A 20,199-nucleotide genomic window follows, 5' to 3' on the forward strand; every position below is an offset into this window, starting at 1 on the left:
GTCCCCCGTTCGGGCTAAGCTCGGGGCAGTAATGATGGCTGAAGGGAGCCACTCGGTGCAGATCAAAAACGCGTTCCGCCTTGGCCTGGTCGGAACGCTCGGGGTGGGGCTGGGAATTCTCATCCTGATGTCGGTGGTTTCCCTCCAAACCATCCTTGTCTACGTGGGTGCGGCCCTCTTCCTGGCTCTCGGACTGGACCCGATCGTGGGCTGGCTGGAAAAGAAACGTTTCCCCCGCTGGACCGCCGTTCTCACGGTGGTGCTCGCCGCGCTGGGTGTCCTGGCCGGGCTGGCCGGCATGGTGGTCCCGATCGTGGTGGAGCAGATCAGCCGGTTGATCGCGATGGCACCCGACATTCAGCGCCAGCTCACCAACACCGACATCGTCGACTATCTGGAAACCCAGTTCCCGGCACTGAACATTCCGCAGCTGCTGGATCAGGTGTCCAATTTCCTGCTCGCAAATATTTCGAATATCGGTAGCCAGGCCATTCAGATCGCCTTCGGGTTTGGAACGTTCCTGTTCGGTGCCCTGGTGGTCACCATCCTCACCATCTACTTCACCGCCTCGATGCCGGCGATGAAGCGCGGCATGTACCTGCTGGTGCCCGCGAGCAAGCGGGTGCGCTTTGCCGAACTGTCCGAGCAGATTACCGACTCGGTGGGACGCTATGTGATCGGTCAGATCGCGACAGCCTCCTGTAACGGCATCCTCTCCTTTATCTTCCTCTCGATCATCGGTGCCCCCTTCCCCCAGGTGCTGGCCTCAATCGCGTTCTTCTTCTCCCTGATCCCGCTGGTGGGTACGCTGAGCGCCGCGGTGGTCATCTCGCTGATCTGCCTGATCCCCGGCCTCGGCTCCCCCGGAATCGCCCTGGCTGCGGCCATCTACTACCTCATCTACATGCAGATCGAGGCGTATGTCATTTCACCGCGCATCATGAGCCGCGCGGTGGCGGTACCCGGTGCCGTGGTTGTGATTGCCGCGCTGAGTGGCGGGGCCCTGCTGGGGCTGCTGGGCGCTCTGATCGCCATCCCCACCGCGGCCGCGATCCAGATGATCGTCAAACAGGTCCTGATACCCAGGCAGAACCGGAAATAGAAGGGAGCGGGGCCGAAATTTCGGCCCCGCTCCCTTTTCTTCTCACGCTATTCGGCTTCGTCCCACTCGGTGGGCAGCGGAAGCGCGTCGGGGTTGGTCACCCGGACGATCTCATCCAACACGATCTTCACGTACTTCTCCCCCACCCAGAGGTGCTTTGCGCCCTCGATTGGCAGCACCCGCATCTCCGGCACCGAGGCGAAGCGCTCGACGGCCTCGGGTGGCTGGAGGTAGTCATCGTGCTCGGGGATGAGCGCGGTCAGTTCACGGGGATCGCCGTGCCACGCTGCCACCTCGGCGGCGCTCGCCCGGTGCAGCGGCGGACTCAGCAGGATGGCACCACGAATCGCATGCTCCCTGCCGTATTTGAGCGCGAGCTCGGTCCCAAACGACCAGCCCACAAGCCACGGGTTGGGCAGGTTACGTTCGGCCACAAACGCCATCGCCGCGGCAACGTCCAGGCGTTCACCCAGCCCCTCCTCAAAGTGACCATCGCTGGTACCGCGGGGGGAGGAGGTGCCGCGGGTGTTGAAGCGCAGCACGGCCAGATCCGCAAGCGCCGGTAAGCGTGCGGCGGCCTTCCGCAGGATATGGGAGTCCATGAACCCCTGGGCGGTGGGCAGCGGATGCAGGGTCACCAGGGTGGCCACCGGAGGATGCTCGGCGGGCAGCGCAAGCTCCCCCACCAGGTCCAATCCGTCCTCGGTGTGCAGGGTGATGTCCTCACGGATGGCGGGCAGCATGACACCCGCCCGCACCTCAACTAACGACACGCAGATTCTCGCTTTCCCTGGCTCGCCTAGGCGATCAGCCAGCAGTGGTTGTGCCAGTGACGACGAGCCTCCAGGCCCGCACGCTCCCCCATCACGCCATCGGTGCGCCACACCACCACGTGGGCGGTGCCGATCTCGATGGACAGATTGCAGCCCGGGCAGACATAGGGCTTCACCGCGCTGCGCGGGGACACCGGCTGCACCGCATACTCGATGCCGCGGCGCGTCTCGGAGCGTTTGAGGCCGGCAACCAGGTGCTGCAGGCCGTCATGGTCATGAGCGGGAGGTTTACGTCCCCGCGGCCGATTACTCCGAGGCATACAGACCATTCTATGAGGCCAGCACCGGGAAGGGGAAACGACGAGGGGCCAAACGCACGTGGCGTTTGGCCCCTCATCATCGCCGAACGATTAGTACCAGTTCAGCGCCTGGGAGTGTGCCCAGGCACCACACGGCGAGCCGTAGCGGCCGGTGATGTAGCCCAGTCCCCAGTTGATCTGGGTAGCGGGGTTGGTGGCCCAGTCGGCACCGGCCGACGCCATCTTGCTGCCGGGCAGAGCCTGCGGGATGCCGTAGGCACCGCTGGGGTTGGCCGCGTTGTAGCGCCAACCAGACTCCTTGTTCCAGAGCGCGACGAGGCAGGCGTACTGATCCTGACCCCATCCGCGACCCATCACGATGTCGAAGGCGATCGCCTGAGCGGAGCCCGCGTTCGGCGGACCGGCGGGCGGCGCCGAAGCGTTACCCGCGGGGGCGTTGCTTCCGGTCGTCTTGGTGGTCTTCGTGGTGCCGGTCTTTCCCGAGCTATCCGCGGTGTCATCCGCGGGAGGCGGAGTCACGGGAGCCTTGGGGATCAGTGCGACGTCAAAGCCGTCACGAGAGAAGTCGTTTGAGTACTCCCCGGATGCCTCCAGCGCCTGGGTCGCGGACGTCAGAACGTCTGCGGAGACCGGCGCAAAGGGCGAAGTACGGTAGGGGGACGCAACGGCTCCACCGGAGGGATCAATCACGGTCGTCAGCACAAAGCCTGCGGATGCCGCAAAGGCGATGCAACCAAGAAAGACCCGACCCCGGGAGAAGGGACGTACGGGCACCGGGCGCCGATTACGAATGCGGCGCGCGGGTGCGGCGGGTGCGGGAGCTAGATGTTTTGTCACGATTTGATAAAGCATACGCGGCGATTCGTGATCTGGCCAGCAGCGACCCCCCGTTTGGGGCAAAAAGATTGGTTTGAGTGTCTGGCTAGTACCAGTTCACGGCCTGCGAATGCGACCACGCGCCGCAGGGCGAACCATAACGGCCCGAGATATAGCCCAGGCCCCACTTGATCTGAGTCGCGGGGTTTGACTCCCAGTCCGCGCCGGCCGAGGCCATCTTGCGTCCCGGCAGCGCCTGCGGGATGCCATAGGCCCCGCTGGAGCGGTTAGCGGCATTGACCCGCCAGTTGGATTCCTTCTGCCAGAGCTTCTCCAGGCAGAGGTACTGCTCATCTCCCCAACCGCGCTCACGCACCATCGAAAGCGCAACCGAGCGCGCGCCACCGGGATCGGCAACTACGGCTCGACCAGGGGTTTTGTCTGCGTTGGCGGCGGCCTTATCATCGACCGGATCGGGCTCGGGGGCCCGCTCGATCATCGCGATCTCATAGCCGTGACGAGAAAAGGAGTTATCGTAGTCGGCGGTACTGACCAGGGTTTGACCCGGATCCACCGTGCGCGCCTCGCCGACGGTGGCGAGCTGATAATAGGGCGATGCGGTCGCTCCCGAGTAGGGGTCGATAATGCTCACCATCAGGAAGCCGGAGACCGCGGCAAAGGAAACCCCCGCCACCGCGCGCCGTCCCCTGGGGCGCGCATTCCGCGACGGTCGATTGGGAACGCGCTGCTGCGCCTGAGAATTAGCTCGGTGTTTGCCCACGATTTCCCTAGCCTAGCCCACCGATGTCAAAAGCGCCACGTACTTAGCGCACCGAGAGCATGACGTTGATGACCTCGTCCAGCACCAGATCCACCTGCTCCTCGGAGTATCCCCCACGCTCAGCCCCGAAGGTCACCGTACGCACGCGATCCACCGAGAGCGGGGTCCCCTCCTGGAAATAGCCACGCAGTTCGACGGCAAACGCGTCCACATCATCCACCGAATACCCCTGGGTAAAGCGGCCCACGCGACGGAAGCGCTCGCGACTGGGGCGAGCCAGACGGTTGAGCAGGACCTGGGCGGTCTCGCGGACCTGCACCAGCCAGGCGTCCTGTCCGGACTGGGCCAGCGCAATCTCACGCTCGCGCGAGGCAAAGGCGTCCTCCAGGCGCTCAAGCGCCGCATCCACATGCCCGGTCGAGTACCCCTTCTTTACCAGCTTGAAGGAGGTCTCACGGATCTGGGCACTGGTCAGTGCGTCCTTATCGCCGGGTGCGGCATCGTAAGCGGTGCGGGCGCGCTCGAGGAAACCGTCAACATCCGCGGGACGATACCCGCGCACACCGCGCTTGTTCTCGGGAAAAGTCGTAGGCACGAGGGACCTCCTGGGGTGAGTAGGCAGAGCCTAGTGAACCGCGCTAGAGAGCGGACTAAAGATCATAAACAGGGCAAAGGCAAGCGGGGCGGAGGGCAGCATCGAGTCGATGCGGTCCAGGAATCCGCCGTGACCCGGCAGCCAGGACGACATGTCCTTGATCCCGATGTCACGCTTGATCAGCGATTCGCCCAGGTCGCCGAAGGTGGCCGAAACGGTGAGCAGTGCTCCCAGGATCATTCCCACCCAGAAGGGCACCTCGAGCATGAAAATGGCCAGCAGGATTCCGGCAATCTGCGCGGCAATCGCCGCGCCGGCCAGACCCTCCCAGGTCTTCTTGGGGCTAATCTTCGGGGCCATGGGGTGCTTGCCGAAGCTCAAACCGCTCGCATACGCACCCACATCCACACTGACCACCACGATGAGGAAGGCCAGGGTCCACCATTCGCCGTGCTCCTGCCGGGTGAGCAGCACCGCGAAGGAGGCCATCAGCGGAACGTAGACCTGGACCAGGAACACCACCAGGACATCCCGCAGGATCTCCGGGGCCGTACGCTCATCGGCCTCGATCATCTGGGCGATCAAGCGCCACACCACCACGACGGCGATTCCACCGAGCAGAGTGCTCCAGATCAGAACCGGGTCGGCGATGTAGGAGGCCACCACCATGGCGGCACCGGCCAAAACATTGGGGATCGGGTCAACCTTGCGCGGCGTCAGGCGCAGCGCGTTGACCAGCTCCAGCGTGGTAAACACCACAAAGGCCAGCGCCAGGATCGCAAACAGATCCTTGATCACGATCAGGCTCACCAGCAGCACGCCGCCAAGACCCAGACCGATCAGGATCGCCAGCACCAGGTTGCGACCGGTGCGGGCGGCGATGCGCTCGTTGACCTGGTCAACCTGCGCGCGCGTCTCCTGAACCTTACGTTCGATATCGGCGCGGGTCGCCTTCAACTGCGCGTGCAGCACCTCACGTGAGGAGTGCGACTCCCCCGTGGTGCCGGGCTCGGGATCGCCCGGGGCACCCGTGACCTTAGCCACGAGCGCCTCCGAGCGAATCGATGATCGAGATGATGACCAAGATCAGATCTCGAGCAGCTCGGCTTCTTTACGCTTCAGGGCCTCGTCGATCGCATCGGTGTGCGACTTGGTGAGAACCTCAAGCTCCTTCTCGCCACGGGTCACGTCGTCCTCGCCGACCTCGCTCTTGAGGGCGTCGAGTTCTTCCTTGGCCTTGCGACGGATGTTGCGCACGGCAACCTTGGCGTCCTCACCCTTGGTGCGAACCAGCTTGACGAACTCCTTGCGACGCTCCTCGGTGAGCTCGGGCAGGGTCACGCGGATGACGGATCCGTCGTTCGAAGGGTTGGCACCCAGGTTCGGGATGTCGCGGATCGCGTTCTCGATGTCGCGCAGTGCACCCTTGTCGTACGGGCTCACCAGGATGGTGCGAGCCTCAATGTTCTGCAGTCCGGCCAGCTGCGAGAGCGGGGTCGGGGTGCCGTAGTAGCTCACGATTACCTTCTGGAACATCTGAGGGTTGGCGCGACCGGTACGCACACCGGCAAAATCTTCCTTGGCAACCTCGACGGCCTTGGCCATACGCGCGCCGGTGTCGGTCAGTACTTCCGCAATCACGGGGACTCCTTCAACTTTCTTAGGGGCTCGGTTCATTCTACCGGGAACGGCGTGATACCCGAGCAGGTTGGGGTGGAACTAGTTGCGAACGAGGGTTCCGATTTCCGCACCCAGGATGGCCTTGGTGACGTTTCCTGCGGGTTCCATCCCAAACACGCGCATCGGCATGCCGTTGTCCATGCACAGGCTGAACGAGGTCGAGTCCACAACCTTGAGGCCACGCTGCAGCGCCTCCTGGTAGGTGATCTCCTCGATCCGGGTCGCGGTGGAGTCGATGCGCGGGTCGGCGGTGTAGACACCATCCACACCGTTCTTGGCCACCAGGACCACGTCGGCCTCGATTTCCAGGGCGCGCTGGGCGGCCACGGTGTCGGTGGAGAAGTAGGGCAGACCGGCACCGGCACCGAAGATGACCACGCGACCCTTTTCCATGTGGCGCTCGGCGCGGCGCGGGATGTACTGCTCGGCAACCTGGGTCATCTCGATGGCCGACTGCACACGCGTGGTGGCACCGGCCTGCTCGAGGAAGTCCTGCAGGGCGAGGGCGTTCATGACGGTGCCCAGCATGCCCATGTAGTCGGCGCGGCCGCGGTCCATGCCGCGGGTGGAGAGCTCGGCACCGCGGAAGAAGTTTCCGCCGCCAACCACGATGGCGATCTCCACGGTCTTGGCCGCTTCGGCGATCTCCTTGGCGATGGCGCTCACCACGTCGGGGTTCACACCGAGGGATCCGCCACCGAAGGCCTCACCCGAGAGTTTCAGAAGGACGCGTCGTTTTTCGCTCGAGGCCATGGTGTATTTCCCTTTCGGTGTTTCGTTTGTATTGTCCAGGCTAGTGCTTCGCCCCTGGCTGGCGACAGCGAAAAGGAGTCCGGATCGCAAATGCAATCCGGACTCCTATCGGGTGAGACTAGGCGCCGACCTTGAACCGGAGGAATCCGGTAACGGTCAGGCCTGCGTCCTCGAGCACCTTGGCAACGTTGATCTTGTTGTCCTTGGCGTAGTCCTGCTCGAGCAGGGCAACCTGCTTGAAGTAGGAGGTCAGACGACCCTCGATGATCTTCGGCAGGGCTGCCTCGGGCTTGCCCTCGCTGCGGCTGATCTCGGTCACAATCTCGCGCTCCTTCTCGACGGCGTCCGCGGGGACGTCCTCACGAGTCAGAACCGACGGGTTTGCGAAGGAGATGTGCTGCGCGATCGAGCGAGCGGTCTCGGCGTCCGAACCGGTGTAGGCCACAACCACGCCCAGCTGGGGCGGCAGGTCCTTGTTGGTGCGGTGCAGGTAAACCTCGAACGCGTCACCCTTCAGGGCACCGACGCGACGCAGTTCAACCTTCTCGCCGATGATGGCGGCCTCATCGCTGATGAGGTCGGCAACGGTCTTGTCGCCGGCCGGAGCGGCCAGGGCGGACTCAACCGAGTCGGCACCGGCAGCGGCAACCGCGGCCAGTACGTCATCGGCGAGCTTGCCGAAGCGCTCGTTCTTGGCAACGAAGTCGGTCTCGCAAGCGAGCTCGAGCAGGTAGGTGACGCCGTCCTTCTCAGTGGTGGCAACAAGGCCCTCGCTGGTGGAGCGGTCGGCACGCTTCGCGTTACCCTTTGCACCCTTCAGACGCAGGATCTCGGTGGCCTTCTCGACGTCTCCGCCGGCCTCCTCAAGCGCCTTCTTGGTGTCGACCATACCGGTGCCCAGGGCCTCGCGGAGGGCCTTCAGGTCGGCAATGCTGAAATTAGCCATGGTATTAACCCCTCGTGGTTCGGTTGTTACTTGGACTCTGCGTCGGCTGCTTCGACAGCAACCTCGGTGGCCTCGGCAGCAGCCTCGACCGGAGCCTCAGCAGCGGCCTCGGTTGCCTCGGCACCGGCGAGGAGCTCCTGCTCCCACTCGGCCAGCGGCTCTGCGGCGGTCTCGCCCTCGGCGGGCTTCTGGTGACGCTGGATCAGACCCTCGGCAGCGGCGTCGGCGATCACGCGGGTCAGCAGGCTGACGGAGCGGATGGCGTCGTCGTTACCCGGGATCGGGTAGGAAACCTCGTCCGGGTCACAGTTGGTGTCGAGGATACCGATAACCGGGATACCCAGCTTCTTGGCCTCGTCGATTGCCAGGTGCTCCTTCTTGGTGTCAACAACCCACAGCGCAGACGGAGTCTTGGTGAGGTTGCGGATACCACCGAGCGACTTGTGGAGCTTGTCCAGCTCGCGCTTCTTGATGAGGAGTTCCTTCTTGGTGAATCCCGACTTCGAGGTGTCCTCGAAGTCCAGCTCCTCGAGCTCCTTCATGCGAGCGAGGCGCTTCGACACGGTGTTGAAGTTGGTCAGCAGACCACCCAGCCAGCGCTGGTTCACGTAGGGCTGGCCCACGCGGGTTGCCTGCTCGGCGATGGACTCCTGAGCCTGCTTCTTGGTACCCACGAAGAGGATGGTGCCGCCGTGAGCGACGGTCTCCTTGACGAAGTCGTAAGCCTTGTCGATGTAACCCAGCGACTGCTGCAGGTCGATGATGTAGATACCCGAACGCTCGGTGAAAATGAAGCGCTTCATCTTCGGGTTCCAACGGCGGGTCTGGTGCCCGAAGTGCACGCCGCTGTCGAGCAGCTGGCGGATAGTAACGACGGCCATGGTCGTACTCCTTATATAGTTTCTCGGTTGATCCGAACACCGACGGCGTTCGGCCTGGTGCCCGGCACAGCCCCGCAGACCCTTCTTTCAAAGGGTGACCGATGGGGGTTGTGCATGATCCGAGCACGCGTAGTCGCCCTCATACGAAGGCGCTCTTGTTATCTTAGCAGGATCCGCGTCCTCATCGAATTCCCGCGCGTCGCGCTTGCCGGTCCGTGGTGACAGCCTGGGTCCACGTGGGGAGATTAGCTGTCTGCGCTCGCGTTTTCGTTCATCTCGTAGACGGCGGTGACCGCCCCGTCCGAGCTTGAGAGGGTCAACACCTCGAGGTCGCGACCGCCGGAAGCCCAGGCGACCCGAGCAATCGCCTTGGTCACCTGGTTCATGGTTTCCTGGCGCTCCTCGGTGTAGGTGACACCCGGGCGGGTAGCAAGCACCGCGACAAAATGCCCCGGCTCGGTCTCCTCCACCGATTGCACACACCCGTCGACGCCACACAGGGTTCCGTCGAAGTCGAGCAGGTTATTGGTGATCTTGGTGATGCGCGTTGTTGTATCGTCCTGGGCAGAGAGTCCCGTGGTTAGCCGCTTGATGAGTTCGATCCCGCTGAAGTCATCGCCCGGTAGACCCGAGTCGCCGCCGGTGTTGCCCTCGGGATCATCGGTACTGTCATCGTCGAGCCAGGAGTCATCGTCATCGTCAGACCAGCGGTCGCCGGTCTCGGGTTCGGACGTGCTGGGTTCGCGTTTGGTCAGGTCGGTAATCTGATCGGCGATATGCTCGCTCACCGCGGCACGCTGAGCCTGAGCTCCCGCCGCCGAGGCGATCACCAGGCTCAGACCACCGGCCAGCAGGATTACCAGGGCGGCGGCTGCACTCACCCAGAGGGTGCGGTTGCGAGAAAACCATCCGCCCGTTTGGACCGGTGCCGGTGGGATCGGCGAATACTGCGATGTGGGTGCGTTGTTGAGTGTCATCTCGGTTCCTCTCCGGAGGGATCGACTAGTTGATCGAGGTCACGTCCAGCGGGGCCCGGGTGGAACAGCTCACCCGAGCATCGCTGGATTCGATTTCGACACTGGCCAGCGGATGCCCGCGCACCACCATCAGATACAGCAGACTGCCGGCCACATTGCGGCACTCACCCTGAGACATCTGAGCCGAGTCCAGGGACACGTAGATGTTGGCCTCGGATCCATACTCGTAATAGCTCTCAATCAGGTCCGGAGACACACCGGTCTCGCGCAGGGCCTTTCTGAGCAGCCCCTCGCCCTTCTCATCGTCGTCGCGATTGAGGTCATAAAGCTTGTAGTCACGGACGCCATCAAACTTGGAAATGACGGCATCCACGCGGGCCGCATCGGCCCGCATCGCGGTTGCTGCGCCCAGGGCACGTCCCCCGAAGATCCCTCCGACCACGGCGAGGATCAGGGCCAATCCGGCACCCAGCAGGATAAACAGGAGCGCACGGTTGCCAGATGCGGGCGGTGCCGGCGGAATGCCGAGCCCTCCGTTCCCGGGGCCGATCTGCGCGTCGGGCATCACGGCGGTCACGCCGGCAAAGCGTGCTCCGTTGCCCGGGAGGGCAGCAGGCTGCCCCCAGGCCGGAGGTGCGGGGTGCGCCGGATTCACCTGGGGCTGGCCCGCCGCGGGCACACCGGGGTTCACCTGGGGCTGGCCCGCCCCGGGCACACCGGGGTTCACCTGGGGCTGGCCCGCCCCGGGCACACCGGGGTTCACCTGGGGCTGGCCCGGTGCCGGAGCGGCCGGAGTTGTCGGCGGCGGTCCCACCACCGGTGAGGTCGGCGGCGTAAACACCGGGTCACGGGGCGGCTGTCCGCTCTCGGGCGGATGGGGCTGGCTCATGGCGAAGGTCCTCACGGGTTGGGGCGCACACCTCGGCGGGGTATCTCCGCTCGCAAACCGTGTGCGCGCTGCACCGTGACTCTATGCGCCAGCCCGCGCGCATCCCGCCTGTTTGGCAGGTACCGACGTGAGCACTGTCGCCCCGCCTGCCACTCCCGATTAGCGCCAGCCCAGGCGCGGGGCCACCTCACCGATCAGGAGCTCCAGCGAGCGCAGAATCAGGGCGTGTTCGGGATCCACAGAGTGCACCTGGAAGGACAGCTGGGTCGCTCGATTCAGCACCGAGTCCGCCCCGAGCGAGGCCACCACGGTGTCCACATCCCCCACGTGGACGTCGAGTTTGCGCAGCAGGTCGTCCCGCTCCAGGGTGTCCACCTGATCGCCGAGGACCACCCGGGCCAGCGGCGCCGCCCGATAGCGGCGCTCGGCCAGGGCTCGCGCGGCCTCGTTATCGTCGGCGACAAACACGCTGCGGGCAACCGACACCCGACGCGGGGCACCTTCGGGTAACGCCGCCTCATACGCGTCGATGATCGGGTGTTGCAGATCGGCCAGGCTCGCCTCGGGGTTCTCCGGTGGACGCGGCTGCGACCGGGAGAGCTGGAGGCCCAGCCCCTCGTGCCCCGCTCGCTCGGCCAGGGGAGGCGTGAAGGTCGCGAACCAGAGCCGCTCCGCCAGCGTGGGTGCCGGCGGATACAGGAGGTTTTCGGTCGTGCCAAAGTTCTCCCCGCGCAGCGCGCTGCGCAGCGTCTGGAAGTTGTCATCGAAGGCGCGATGACGATCCGCAAACTCCAGCCCGAAGGCCGGGAACGAACCGGGGGTGCCGCCCGACCCGAAGCCCAGCTCGAGTCGCTCCCCCGAAATCGCATCCAGCACCGCCGCATCCTCGGCCGTCCGCACGGCATTTTCCATTCCCAGGGTGATGATCCCGGTACCCAGCCGAATGCGGCTGGTCTGCGCGGCCGCGGCAGCCAGCAACACCAGCGGCGAGGGCAATCCGCCCTCATCGCGGTGGAAGTGATGCTGGGCTACCCAGGCGCTATCGAAGCCCAGGTGCTCGGCCTCCCGGATCTGTTCGATCGCCAACCGGTAGCGTTCGGGGGCGGATACGTCGTCGAGGACTCGGGTAAAGAAGGCGAGTTCAGGCATGAAGCGGAGATCTCTTTCGTTTGGGGATGAGAACGGGTTTTAGGCGCTGGCCAGCGCGCCGGCCGCCGCGGCACGACGCCCGGGAATCGCCGCGATCAGCTGGCGGGTGTATTCGTGTTCGGGATGATCAAACACGCGGGCTGTCGCCCCCTCTTCCACAAGCTCACCGCCGCGCAGCACCGAAACCGTATGCGCGAGCTGACGCACCACCGCCAGATCGTGCGAGATAAAGAGGTAGCTGACGCCGAGGTCGCGTTGGAGTTCGCCAAGCAGCTCGAGGATGCGCGCCTGCACGGTCACATCCAGCGCCGACACCGCCTCGTCGAGGACAACCACATCGGGACCGGGCACCAGGGCACGCGCAATCGCCACGCGCTGGCGCTGACCTCCGGAGAGCTCATGCGGACGCCGAGTGAGCACGGTCGCGGGCAGCGCGACCCGGTCGATGATCTGCGCCACCCGGGCACGACGCTCGGCCGCATCTCCGATACCAAAGTTGCGCAGCGGCTCGGTCACGATGTCGCCAATCGACTGGCGCGGATCCAGCGAACCGAACGGGTTTTGGTACACCATCTGCACCCGGCGACGCAGCTCCCGCAGTCCCGCTCCGCGCAGCCCGGTGATCTCCTGCCCGTGAATCTGGACCGTCCCCGAGGTGGGCTTTTGGAAACCCAGCACGATTCGCGCGGTGGTGGTTTTACCCGATCCGGACTCGCCGACAATCGCGTGGGTGCTGCCCGGGGCAATGTGGAAGGACACGTTGTTCACCGCGCGCTGCGCCGATCCCGAGCGGCCAAAATCCTGGACCAGATTGTGGGCCACAACAACCGGAGCGGCGGGTCCGTCGGCGCCACTCGCGCCATCCTGGATCGCATCGGCGGCGGAGCGCTGCACTACCCGGAGGTTACGCTCCCCCCGCGCCGCTTCGGGATTTTCGGGTGCTGCGGTAGGTAACTGGAGGCCCTCCCCCAGTGACAGAGTCGCAAACGACGGGGCATCCCGAAGCAGCCGGCGAGTATAGGCGCTTTCGGGGTGGGCCAACACACGCTCGGTGTCTCCGGCTTCCTGCACGCTGCCATCGCGCAGGACCACCAGACGGTCGGAACGGTCGGCGGCCACGGCGAGGTCGTGGGTGACCATGAGCACCGCGGTGCCCGAGTCACGGCGCAGCGTATCGATCAGGTCGAGGATCGTGGCCTGCACGGTCACATCCAGCGCGCTGGTCGCCTCATCGGCGATCAGCAGGGCGGGTTCCAGCGCGATCGCCCCGGCGATCAACACCCGCTGCTTCATCCCTCCCGAGAGCTCGTGCGGATACTGGGTCGCCCGCAGCTCGGGGTTGGGGATGCCCACATAGTCCAGCAGTTCGATGACCCGGGCACGGCGCGCAGCCCGGTCCTTCCACCGGTGAATCCGCAGCACCTCAGCCACGGATTCCCCCACCTTCTTGACCGGGTTCAGCGAGTTGTTGGGGTCCTGCGGGATCCAGCCGATCGCGCGGCCGCGCAGATCCCGGAAGCGCTTTTCGCTCCACCCGGTCACGTCACTTTCGCCGATCAGTACCCGGCCGCCGGTTATCGATCCGTTACTCGCCAGCAGTCCGGTCGCCGCCTGGGCGGTGGTGGTTTTCCCGGATCCGGACTCCCCCACCACCGCGAGCAACTGCCCGGGCTCAATCTCGAGGGAGACGCCGCGCACCACGTCCAGGCGCTCGCGTCCCACGGTGTAGGACACCTGCAGGTTGTCGATGGTGAGGGTGCTCATCGGATCCGTCCCTTTGCGGCAATCGCCGCGCTCAGTCGATTGGCGGCAAGTACCACCAGAACCACCACCGCCCCGGGCAGGGTGGTGAGCCACCAGGCGGTGGCGATGTAGTTGCGTCCCTCGGCGATCATCAGTCCCCACTCGGGTGTGGGCGGCGGTGCGCCGTAGCCCAGGAAGCCGAGGGTTGAGATCGAGAGCACCGCGGTGCCAAACTGCAGGGCTGCCAGCGCCAACACCGCGGTCAGCGAGTTGGGCAGCACGTGACGCCACAGCACCACAAAGAACCGGCCACCGCTGGCAAACGCGGCCTCCACATAGTCCGATCCGCGCACTCGCACGACCTCGGAGCGGGAGAGCCGGGCAAACGCTGCGACACTGGTGAAACCGACCGCGATGGCTGCCTGCGCGGTACCAAAGCCCAGCAGGATAATGATCGAGAGCGAGAGCAGCAGCGAGGGGATCGCCAGGAACACGTCGACGATGCGCATCAGGATGTCGTCCACGAGGCGACGGGAAGACCCGGCAATCACCCCGATCGCGGTCCCGATCACGAAGCCCACGGTCACCGCGATCAGCGCCCCGGACAGCGAGTTGATCGCCCCGTACACCACCCGGGTGAACATGTCACGACCGGTCGCATCGGTCCCGAACAGGTGGTCCAGGCTCGGCGGTTGCTGCGCCTGGGTGGCGTTGCCGGCGATCGGATCCAGCGGGGTGAATGCCTGCGGGATGATCGCCCAGGCGATGACGACCAGTAGCCACACCACCGAGAGAATCACCGAGATTTTCGGGCGTCCGAGCCGCTCGCGCAGGCTCAGCCGTGTGGGGACAAACGGATCGGGCAGGCTCAAAGTCTGCGTACTGCGCTCGTCGATACTCATACCGCGACCACCTTTCTCTCCCGGGCAAGCCGGGCACCGCCACGCGTTCGAGTACTCAGGCGTGGATCGAGTATCGGATAGAGCAGGTCCACCACGAGGTTGATCACCACAAAGACGGTGGCTGAAAGCAGCACCACCGCGAGCAGAATCGGCGTATCCTGCTGGCTTACGGCCTGCTCGGTGAGTCGGCCCACGCCCGCGCGACCGAAGACGGTCTCGGTGACCACGGCCCCGCCGATCAGCTCACCAAAGAGCACACCGGCCATCGTGAAGGCCGGCAACACGGCGTTCCGTGCGACGTTTTTAGAGAGGATCCACCAGGGATCCGCACCCCGCGCGCGCACCACCGCGACGAAGGGGTAGCCCAGCACGTCATCCACCGAGCGAATCAGAATCTGGGCGAGCGGTGCCGATATCGGAACCGCCAGTGTGAGGACCGGCAGTATCAGTCCCTCAACCGGTCCCGGATTCACTACCGGAATGAGTCGGAGCTGGAAGGAGAACACCTGGATCAGCACGATGCCCAACCAGAACACCGGCACCGCCACAAACAGCGAGGGTAGAGCGCGGAAAACGTCGGCAATCTTACGCAGCCCGGGAAGGTTGGCCAGGATCGTGATGCCCACCGCCAACAGCACGGCCGCCACAAACCCGAGTGAGGCGAGCAGCAGGGTGCCCGGCACCACCTCGGCCAGAAGCTGTTTGACCGGCGTCCCACTCTGGATCGAATAGCCAAAGTCGCCCCCGAGGAAACCCAGCAACGTGTGCACGTATTGAATTGGCAGCGGCGTATCGGCGCCATAGGCAACCCGCAGCGCGGCGATCTGATCCGGAGAGAGCCCCAGCTCGGGGTTTTCAAACTTGATCATTAGCGCGTCGCCGGGCATCGCCTGGAGCAGCACAAACGCAACCGTGAACGCGGCCAGCAGCACGGCCGCCGCCTGGCCGAGCCGGCCCAGAACGTACTTCATGGGGATCCTTTCAACGGGGAAACCACGGACGTCCGGATCGCCTCGGTCGAGGCGATCCGGACGGCGGGGGCTACTGCTTGTCTACCCAGACGGCGTCAAAGCTGGGCCGTCCCACGGATTCCGAGGAGAAGCCGTGCACGAAGTTAGCGGTGGCAAACACCTGCGGCTCCTCAAAGAACGGGATCACATAGGCCTGGTCGGCCAGATACTTCTGCACGGTCTGGCTGGCCTCGATCCGAGCCTTGGGGTCCGCGGTGGAAGCCACGGCCTCAAGCAGTTCCTCAAGCTTCGGGTCGCCGATGGACTGATCGGCGTTGTCACGGTTGAGCAGGGTGTTGCGGTTCTTGGAGTAGAACTGGCTCTTGATCACATCGAGGTCCGCACGTCCCACCATCGAGTGGTAGATCTGCACCTGGTTGGCATCCTGGATCGCCTTGGCGTAGGTGCCGGCGTCGGCCTTGAGGATCTGCAGGTCCACGCCGATCTTCTTGAGCTGCTGGCTCACCAGGGTGAGGGCATCGAAGGAGCGCGGCTGCGGGGCAGCCTCGTTCACCACCAGGGTCAGCGGCTGGCCGTCCTTTTCGCGAATGCCGTTGCTGCCGAGCTTCCATCCGGCCTCATCTAGCAGGGTCGCCGCCTTCTTGGGGTCGTAACCGAAAGCGTCCTTGGTGTCCACGTAACCCAGCGCGGTCTTGCTCAGCACCGAGGTGGCCAGCGGGTAGTTCTTGGTATAGATGGTCTTGACCAGCTCCTCCCGGTCGATCCCGGCGATCAGCGCCTGGCGTACCCGGATGTCGGAGAGCTTCTCGTTGCGGAAACGCAGGCTCAGGCCGTTATTCACGCCATTGGTCTGCGCGGCAAACACCTGGAAACCGGCGTCGGTGACCTGCTTTTCGTCCTGGGCCTCGACGTCGCGAATCAGGCCGGCCTGGCCCGAGAGCAGGGCACCCACCCGGACGCTCGCCTCGGGAGTCACGGTGATCTGAATCTTGTCCAGGTACGGACGTCCCTGGTTCGACCAGGACTTCGGTGCCCACTTATAGTCCTTGCGGGCGACCAGGTCGAGCCCGGTGCCGATCTTCTCGTTGTCCACGGTGAAAGGACCCGATCCGATGATGTTGGCTGCGTTTCCGGGGCCGAACTTTTCAAACGGAAGATCGAGGGTCTTGGAGGACAGCAGACCCGAGTTGATGGTTGAGGTCGCCTGCAAGAAACCGGGCGACGGCGCCGAGAAGTGGAACTTGACGGTGTTCTTATCCACCACCTCGCTACTTTGATAGTTGTTGATCGCCTCCGAAACCGTCAGGCCTCGGGCCGCGTCACCGAGACCGTACAGGTCGAAGTTCTTCGCGACAACTGCGGCATCCAGCGGGGTGCCATCGGAGAAGGTCACGCCGTCACGAATCGTGAAGGTGTACTCGGTTGCGTCGGCGTTGGATTCCCACTTGGTGGCGATCCACGGCTCGAACTCCAGGGTCTTGGGGTCCTGGTAGACGAGGCGATCGGCGATGTTGTTGACGATGCCACCGTTGGGATAGAACCCGGCCCCCGGCGGGTACAGGCCGGTAATGGCCTGGTGCTCGAGGTAGACAAGGGTGCCGCCGGTGACCGGTTTTCCCGTCTCGCTGCTCGACCCGGAACCGGGTGCGCTGGCGTTTGCGGAGCAGCCGGCAAGCGCAAGCGCAAGCACGGTTGCGGTCGCAAGACCGGCGATAAGACGTCTCGGTGAGGGCATAGGTGGTTCTCCTGGCGCGGGGCGGAACGAGCGGGCTCGACCGCAAAACTGTGATCGGGTGGGTGAAACGTAACCCCGACAGTAGTGGCGCATCCGGCCCGGTTTGGAGGGCATGACAAACTATGACCTCATGCGTCGCTCGACGACATCCCGGGGTGCGCACCCCGGAGCGCGTCACTAGGGTCGGCCCTACGACCCCGCGTCACCCCGTGGCATTTTTTGGCCCGGTCGCGGCGTGGCACGGTAGCGTGGAGCACAACGATTCACCCGCAGCCCCTCGGAAGGACCCCCCGATGACCACGCCCGATGCCTTTCCCGAGACTTCTCCGGAAACCGACACGACCGCGCTTGGTTCCGTTGTGGACACCGTGACCGCCACCAATTCGGCGGCATCGGATACCTCCGGAACACGCAGTGCCGATGCCGCCGACAGCGCGGACTCAATCGAGGCCGCGGTCGAAGGTGCGCTCACCGTGGTTGCCGCATCCGCCGCCCGGCCACGCGCGGTAGTGACCGGGGCCACCGGAGGCATGGGCCTCGAAATTGTTCGAGAGCTGGCACGCACCCACGGCGTCACCGCTCTGGGCCGCTCGGCCACGCGACTGACCGAGCTGGATTCGATCAGCGGTGTGACGACTCGCAGCGTGGATCTCACCCAGCCGGACCGGCTCGCCACCGCGCTGGGAGACCTGGGTCCCGTGGATGTCGTGGTACACGCGGCGGCAATCGGCGACCAGTTCTCCGTCGAAACGGCGAGCCCCTCGGACTGGCTTACCCAGCTCACCGTCAATGTTGTCGCCGCATCCGAACTCACTCGCATCCTGCTGCCGACGTTGCGGGAGCGCGAAGGCACCATTATCTTCATCGGGTCGGGCGCCGGCACCAATCCCGTCCCCGGCAGCTCCGTCTACGCGGCCAGCAAACATGCCCTGCGCGGTCTCGCCGACTCACTCCGAATTGAGGAAGAGTCCCACCGGGTTCGCGTCGCCACGGTTGCTCCGGGCCAAACCGACACCGAAATGCTGCGTGGCCTGATCGATGCCGCGGAGTACCGGCCGGAACGCTACATTCGTCCCGAATCCGTTGCTCAGGCCGTGAGATTTGTGGTGGACGCACCCGCCGACGTGCACCTTACCGACGTCGCCGTACGCCCCCGCCGCGAGCTCAGCCGGTACTAATCTAGGGTGCGCGGTGCCGGTTCGGAGCGGCACCGAGACTGACGCGGGGTGTGCCCGCCATTTTCGAAGCACGGGCCGCATCCCCTCCTCCACAACACGCACCCACCAGCGAGTTCTCCACAGTTCCCACGCTCCGATTCGCGCCTCCCCTGCCGTCATGAAGACTCGATGGCATGAACACCGCCACGCCTACGCCTACGCCTACGCCTACGCCGCCCATTGCGCCGATCTCGACTACCGCACGCAACTCGGACACTCGAGATCCCATAGTCGACCCCGGGTGCTCCAACGGACCCGGCACCGGAGGTGACCCCGCACCTCCCCATCCGAGTTCGGCACAGCTCATGGGGCCCGTAGGACCCCGGCGTCTCAGGGATCCCCGGCTTCGCTGGCATCCCCAGAATCTCCAACATCTCCAACATCTCCGACGCACACGACATCCCTGGCGTCCCCGTTCCATTGCGGGTGGCGTCATACTCGCGACGATACTCCCGCTTGTGGGCATCGGTGTCTCGCCTCCCCTGCAGGCACTGCCGTCCTCAATCCCAGCGACGTATGCGTCTCACACGTCAACACCTTCGCCGGCTTCCTCTCCGGCGGGCTTTCTCCCGAGCACGACGGCACCATCGGTTTCACCCCCAACGGCTTTGCGTCCATCGCCCGAGCTCTCGTCCCCTAGGTCCCCTAGGTCCCCTAGCAGTGTGTCTCCGACTGCTGTCGCCACGTCCACGGTGTCCACGTCCGATGCATCCGCGTCCGTTTTGTCCACGTCCGATGAGTCCACGTCCGTCTTGTCCACGTCTGCGGTGCCGACGCCCGCTGTGTCCGAGTCCAGTCCGGTGCCGCGGTCTAGTTCGGTGTCCGGGGCCAGCTCAGCGTCCGGGGCCGGCTCGGTGCCCGGGGCCAGCTCAGCATCCGGGGCCGACTCGGTGCCCGGGGCGAATTCGGCACCCGTAGGTGCATCTGCGGCGCCCTTGTTGCGTTTGAAACCACTCAGGGTTGCGACTGCCAATGAGTCCCACCCTGCACCCCGAGTGGCACGATGGCCCTGGCCAATTCCTCCGCCGTTGACCGTGATTGAGGAGTTCCGCGCACCGCTCAACCCCTGGAACTCAGGCCGACGCGGAATATCCCTGGCCGCGCTACCCGGATCCGTCGTACGCGCGCCCACAGAGGGTACGGTGACGTTTGTGGGAGTTGTCGTGGATCGTCCGGTACTCACACTTGAACACTCGGGCGGCCTTCGAACCAGCTATGAACCGCTCGATTCCATCCTGAAAACCGGAGATTCGGTTCAGGCTGGCGATCCGCTCGGCACCGTGGCCGCCGGCGGGGTATGCCCACAGATGTGCCTTCACATCGGTGTGCGTTCGGGCGACGAATACGTTAATCCACGACTGTACTTTGGCAGCAGGGCACGGATCCACCTCCTTCCGCCCTAGGTCGCATCAGCTGCGTTGGCGAAGCCTCGCCAGTCCTTTACGGGAACCGCGTGCGGGATCGTTCGGGTGATGGTTTCCCCAAGATCCCGAATCTCGCAGACCCTCATCCAGACCGCTCCCCTGGCAGGCTGTGCAGGGGAGCTCAAGCGCCCCGAGCACGGTCATTTCCCCACATGCATGAAAACTTACCGACAAAATTGGCAAAAATGTACGTAAGGCTTGCCTAACCTAATGTTTGCCAATAGATTATCAACACGAACGGATCAGGTTCAGCTATCGCCCGATAGTGATCCGGTCGCCGTTTTCGCAAACGGACGCAACGCATCCTGGCAAGACCGCAACAGGCTGCCCGCCACTACCTCGGCGGGCAGCTGCGGTTGTCGGGGAATTGCCCCTACCGAAGCCTTTGGACCCCGGCGATCACACGTTCCTCTTCGACTCGTGCGAGCGCCTGAATTCCCTCAGCACTAGGCGCTGGCAAGAGCCTGAGCTCTTGCTCTTGCTCTTGCTCTTGCTCTTGCTCTTGCTCTTGCTCTTGCTCTTGCTCTTGCTCTTGCTCTTGCTCT

20 protein-coding genes and 1 pseudogene are annotated in these 20,199 nt (G+C 64.6%); 3 read left to right on the plus strand and 18 right to left on the minus strand.

Features of this window, described 5'->3' with window-relative positions:
• Positions 1-55 precede the first annotated feature (55 nt).
• Positions 56-1,102, plus strand: a complete 1,047-nt coding sequence (locus tag D9V34_RS11595) for an AI-2E family transporter (RefSeq protein ID WP_121688942.1) — start codon at positions 56-58, stop codon at positions 1,100-1,102.
• A 47-nt stretch (positions 1,103-1,149) separates the two neighbouring features.
• Here the strand turns inward: D9V34_RS11595 and D9V34_RS11600 are convergent, their stop codons facing one another.
• The 17 genes and pseudogenes from D9V34_RS11600 to D9V34_RS11685 form a co-directional block, all read right to left on the minus strand.
• Positions 1,150-1,845: an alpha/beta hydrolase gene (locus D9V34_RS11600; RefSeq protein WP_183091974.1), complete on the minus strand. Its 696-nt coding sequence runs from the start codon at positions 1,843-1,845 to the stop codon at positions 1,150-1,152.
• A gap of 56 nt (positions 1,846-1,901) precedes the next feature.
• Positions 1,902-2,195, minus strand: coding sequence for a hypothetical protein (locus tag D9V34_RS11605; RefSeq protein WP_121688943.1), 294 nt, complete (start codon positions 2,193-2,195; stop codon positions 1,902-1,904).
• A 90-nt stretch (positions 2,196-2,285) separates the two neighbouring features.
• On the minus strand, positions 2,286-2,987 hold the full coding sequence (locus D9V34_RS11610; RefSeq protein ID WP_464502846.1) for an aggregation-promoting factor C-terminal-like domain-containing protein: 702 nt from the start codon (positions 2,985-2,987) through the stop codon (positions 2,286-2,288).
• 130 nt (positions 2,988-3,117) lie between these two features.
• Positions 3,118-3,375 (minus strand): annotated as a pseudogene (locus tag D9V34_RS11615) (aggregation-promoting factor C-terminal-like domain-containing protein); the annotation flags it as partial.
• A gap of 460 nt (positions 3,376-3,835) precedes the next feature.
• Positions 3,836-4,387, minus strand: a complete 552-nt coding sequence (locus tag D9V34_RS11620; protein WP_121688945.1) for a DivIVA domain-containing protein — start codon at positions 4,385-4,387, stop codon at positions 3,836-3,838.
• A 30-nt stretch (positions 4,388-4,417) separates the two neighbouring features.
• Positions 4,418-5,431, minus strand: a complete 1,014-nt coding sequence (locus D9V34_RS11625) for a phosphatidate cytidylyltransferase (protein ID WP_245601270.1) — start codon at positions 5,429-5,431, stop codon at positions 4,418-4,420.
• Positions 5,432-5,473: 42 nt separating this feature from the next.
• Positions 5,474-6,028, minus strand: coding sequence for a ribosome recycling factor (frr, locus tag D9V34_RS11630; protein ID WP_030148744.1), 555 nt, complete (start codon positions 6,026-6,028; stop codon positions 5,474-5,476).
• Positions 6,029-6,106: 78 nt separating this feature from the next.
• Positions 6,107-6,820, minus strand: a complete 714-nt coding sequence (gene pyrH / locus D9V34_RS11635; protein ID WP_121688946.1) for a UMP kinase — start codon at positions 6,818-6,820, stop codon at positions 6,107-6,109.
• Between the two features lie 118 nt (positions 6,821-6,938).
• Complete coding sequence (gene tsf, locus D9V34_RS11640; RefSeq protein WP_121688947.1) at positions 6,939-7,766, minus strand: translation elongation factor Ts; 828 nt, start codon at positions 7,764-7,766, stop codon at positions 6,939-6,941.
• Between the two features lie 26 nt (positions 7,767-7,792).
• Complete coding sequence (gene rpsB, locus D9V34_RS11645; protein WP_121688948.1) at positions 7,793-8,647, minus strand: 30S ribosomal protein S2; 855 nt, start codon at positions 8,645-8,647, stop codon at positions 7,793-7,795.
• A 245-nt stretch (positions 8,648-8,892) separates the two neighbouring features.
• Positions 8,893-9,624, minus strand: coding sequence for a hypothetical protein (locus tag D9V34_RS11650; protein ID WP_121688949.1), 732 nt, complete (start codon positions 9,622-9,624; stop codon positions 8,893-8,895).
• 25 nt (positions 9,625-9,649) lie between these two features.
• Entirely contained in the window at positions 9,650-10,513 is an 864-nt protein-coding gene (locus tag D9V34_RS17830) for a hypothetical protein (RefSeq protein ID WP_183091967.1), read from the minus strand.
• Positions 10,514-10,672: 159 nt separating this feature from the next.
• Positions 10,673-11,662 carry a putative FMN-dependent luciferase-like monooxygenase gene (locus D9V34_RS11665; protein WP_121688952.1) on the minus strand — a complete coding sequence of 330 codons (990 nt, stop codon included), beginning with the start codon at positions 11,660-11,662 and terminating at the stop codon, positions 10,673-10,675.
• 39 nt (positions 11,663-11,701) lie between these two features.
• Entirely contained in the window at positions 11,702-13,426 is a 1,725-nt protein-coding gene (locus D9V34_RS11670; protein ID WP_121688953.1) for a dipeptide ABC transporter ATP-binding protein, read from the minus strand.
• Complete coding sequence (locus tag D9V34_RS11675; protein ID WP_121688954.1) at positions 13,423-14,307, minus strand: ABC transporter permease; 885 nt, start codon at positions 14,305-14,307, stop codon at positions 13,423-13,425. Before D9V34_RS11675 ends, D9V34_RS11670 begins: the two co-directional genes overlap by 4 nt.
• A complete protein-coding gene (locus D9V34_RS11680) occupies positions 14,304-15,278 on the minus strand; it encodes an ABC transporter permease (RefSeq protein ID WP_121688955.1) in 975 nt (324 codons plus the stop codon). Before D9V34_RS11680 ends, D9V34_RS11675 begins: the two co-directional genes overlap by 4 nt.
• 70 nt (positions 15,279-15,348) lie before the next feature.
• Positions 15,349-17,013 (minus strand): TIGR04028 family ABC transporter substrate-binding protein, encoded by a 1,665-nt coding sequence (locus D9V34_RS11685; RefSeq protein ID WP_121688956.1) that lies wholly within the window; start codon positions 17,011-17,013, stop codon positions 15,349-15,351.
• Between the two features lie 293 nt (positions 17,014-17,306).
• On the opposite strand from D9V34_RS11685, the gene D9V34_RS11690 reads away from it, so the two are divergent.
• Positions 17,307-18,191, plus strand: a complete 885-nt coding sequence (locus tag D9V34_RS11690) for an SDR family oxidoreductase (protein ID WP_121688957.1) — start codon at positions 17,307-17,309, stop codon at positions 18,189-18,191.
• Between the two features lie 562 nt (positions 18,192-18,753).
• On the opposite strand, the gene D9V34_RS17835 is transcribed toward D9V34_RS11690, so the two are convergent.
• Entirely contained in the window at positions 18,754-19,203 is a 450-nt protein-coding gene (locus tag D9V34_RS17835; protein WP_183091968.1) for a hypothetical protein, read from the minus strand.
• 61 nt (positions 19,204-19,264) lie between these two features.
• On the opposite strand from D9V34_RS17835, the gene D9V34_RS18295 reads away from it, so the two are divergent.
• Positions 19,265-19,633, plus strand: coding sequence for a peptidoglycan DD-metalloendopeptidase family protein (locus D9V34_RS18295; RefSeq protein WP_425454452.1), 369 nt, complete (start codon positions 19,265-19,267; stop codon positions 19,631-19,633).
• The last annotated feature ends 566 nt before the right edge of the window (positions 19,634-20,199 follow it).

The organism is Mycetocola lacteus, assembly GCF_003667575.1.
Taxonomy (GTDB): Bacteria; Actinomycetota; Actinomycetes; order Actinomycetales; family Microbacteriaceae; genus Mycetocola; species Mycetocola lacteus.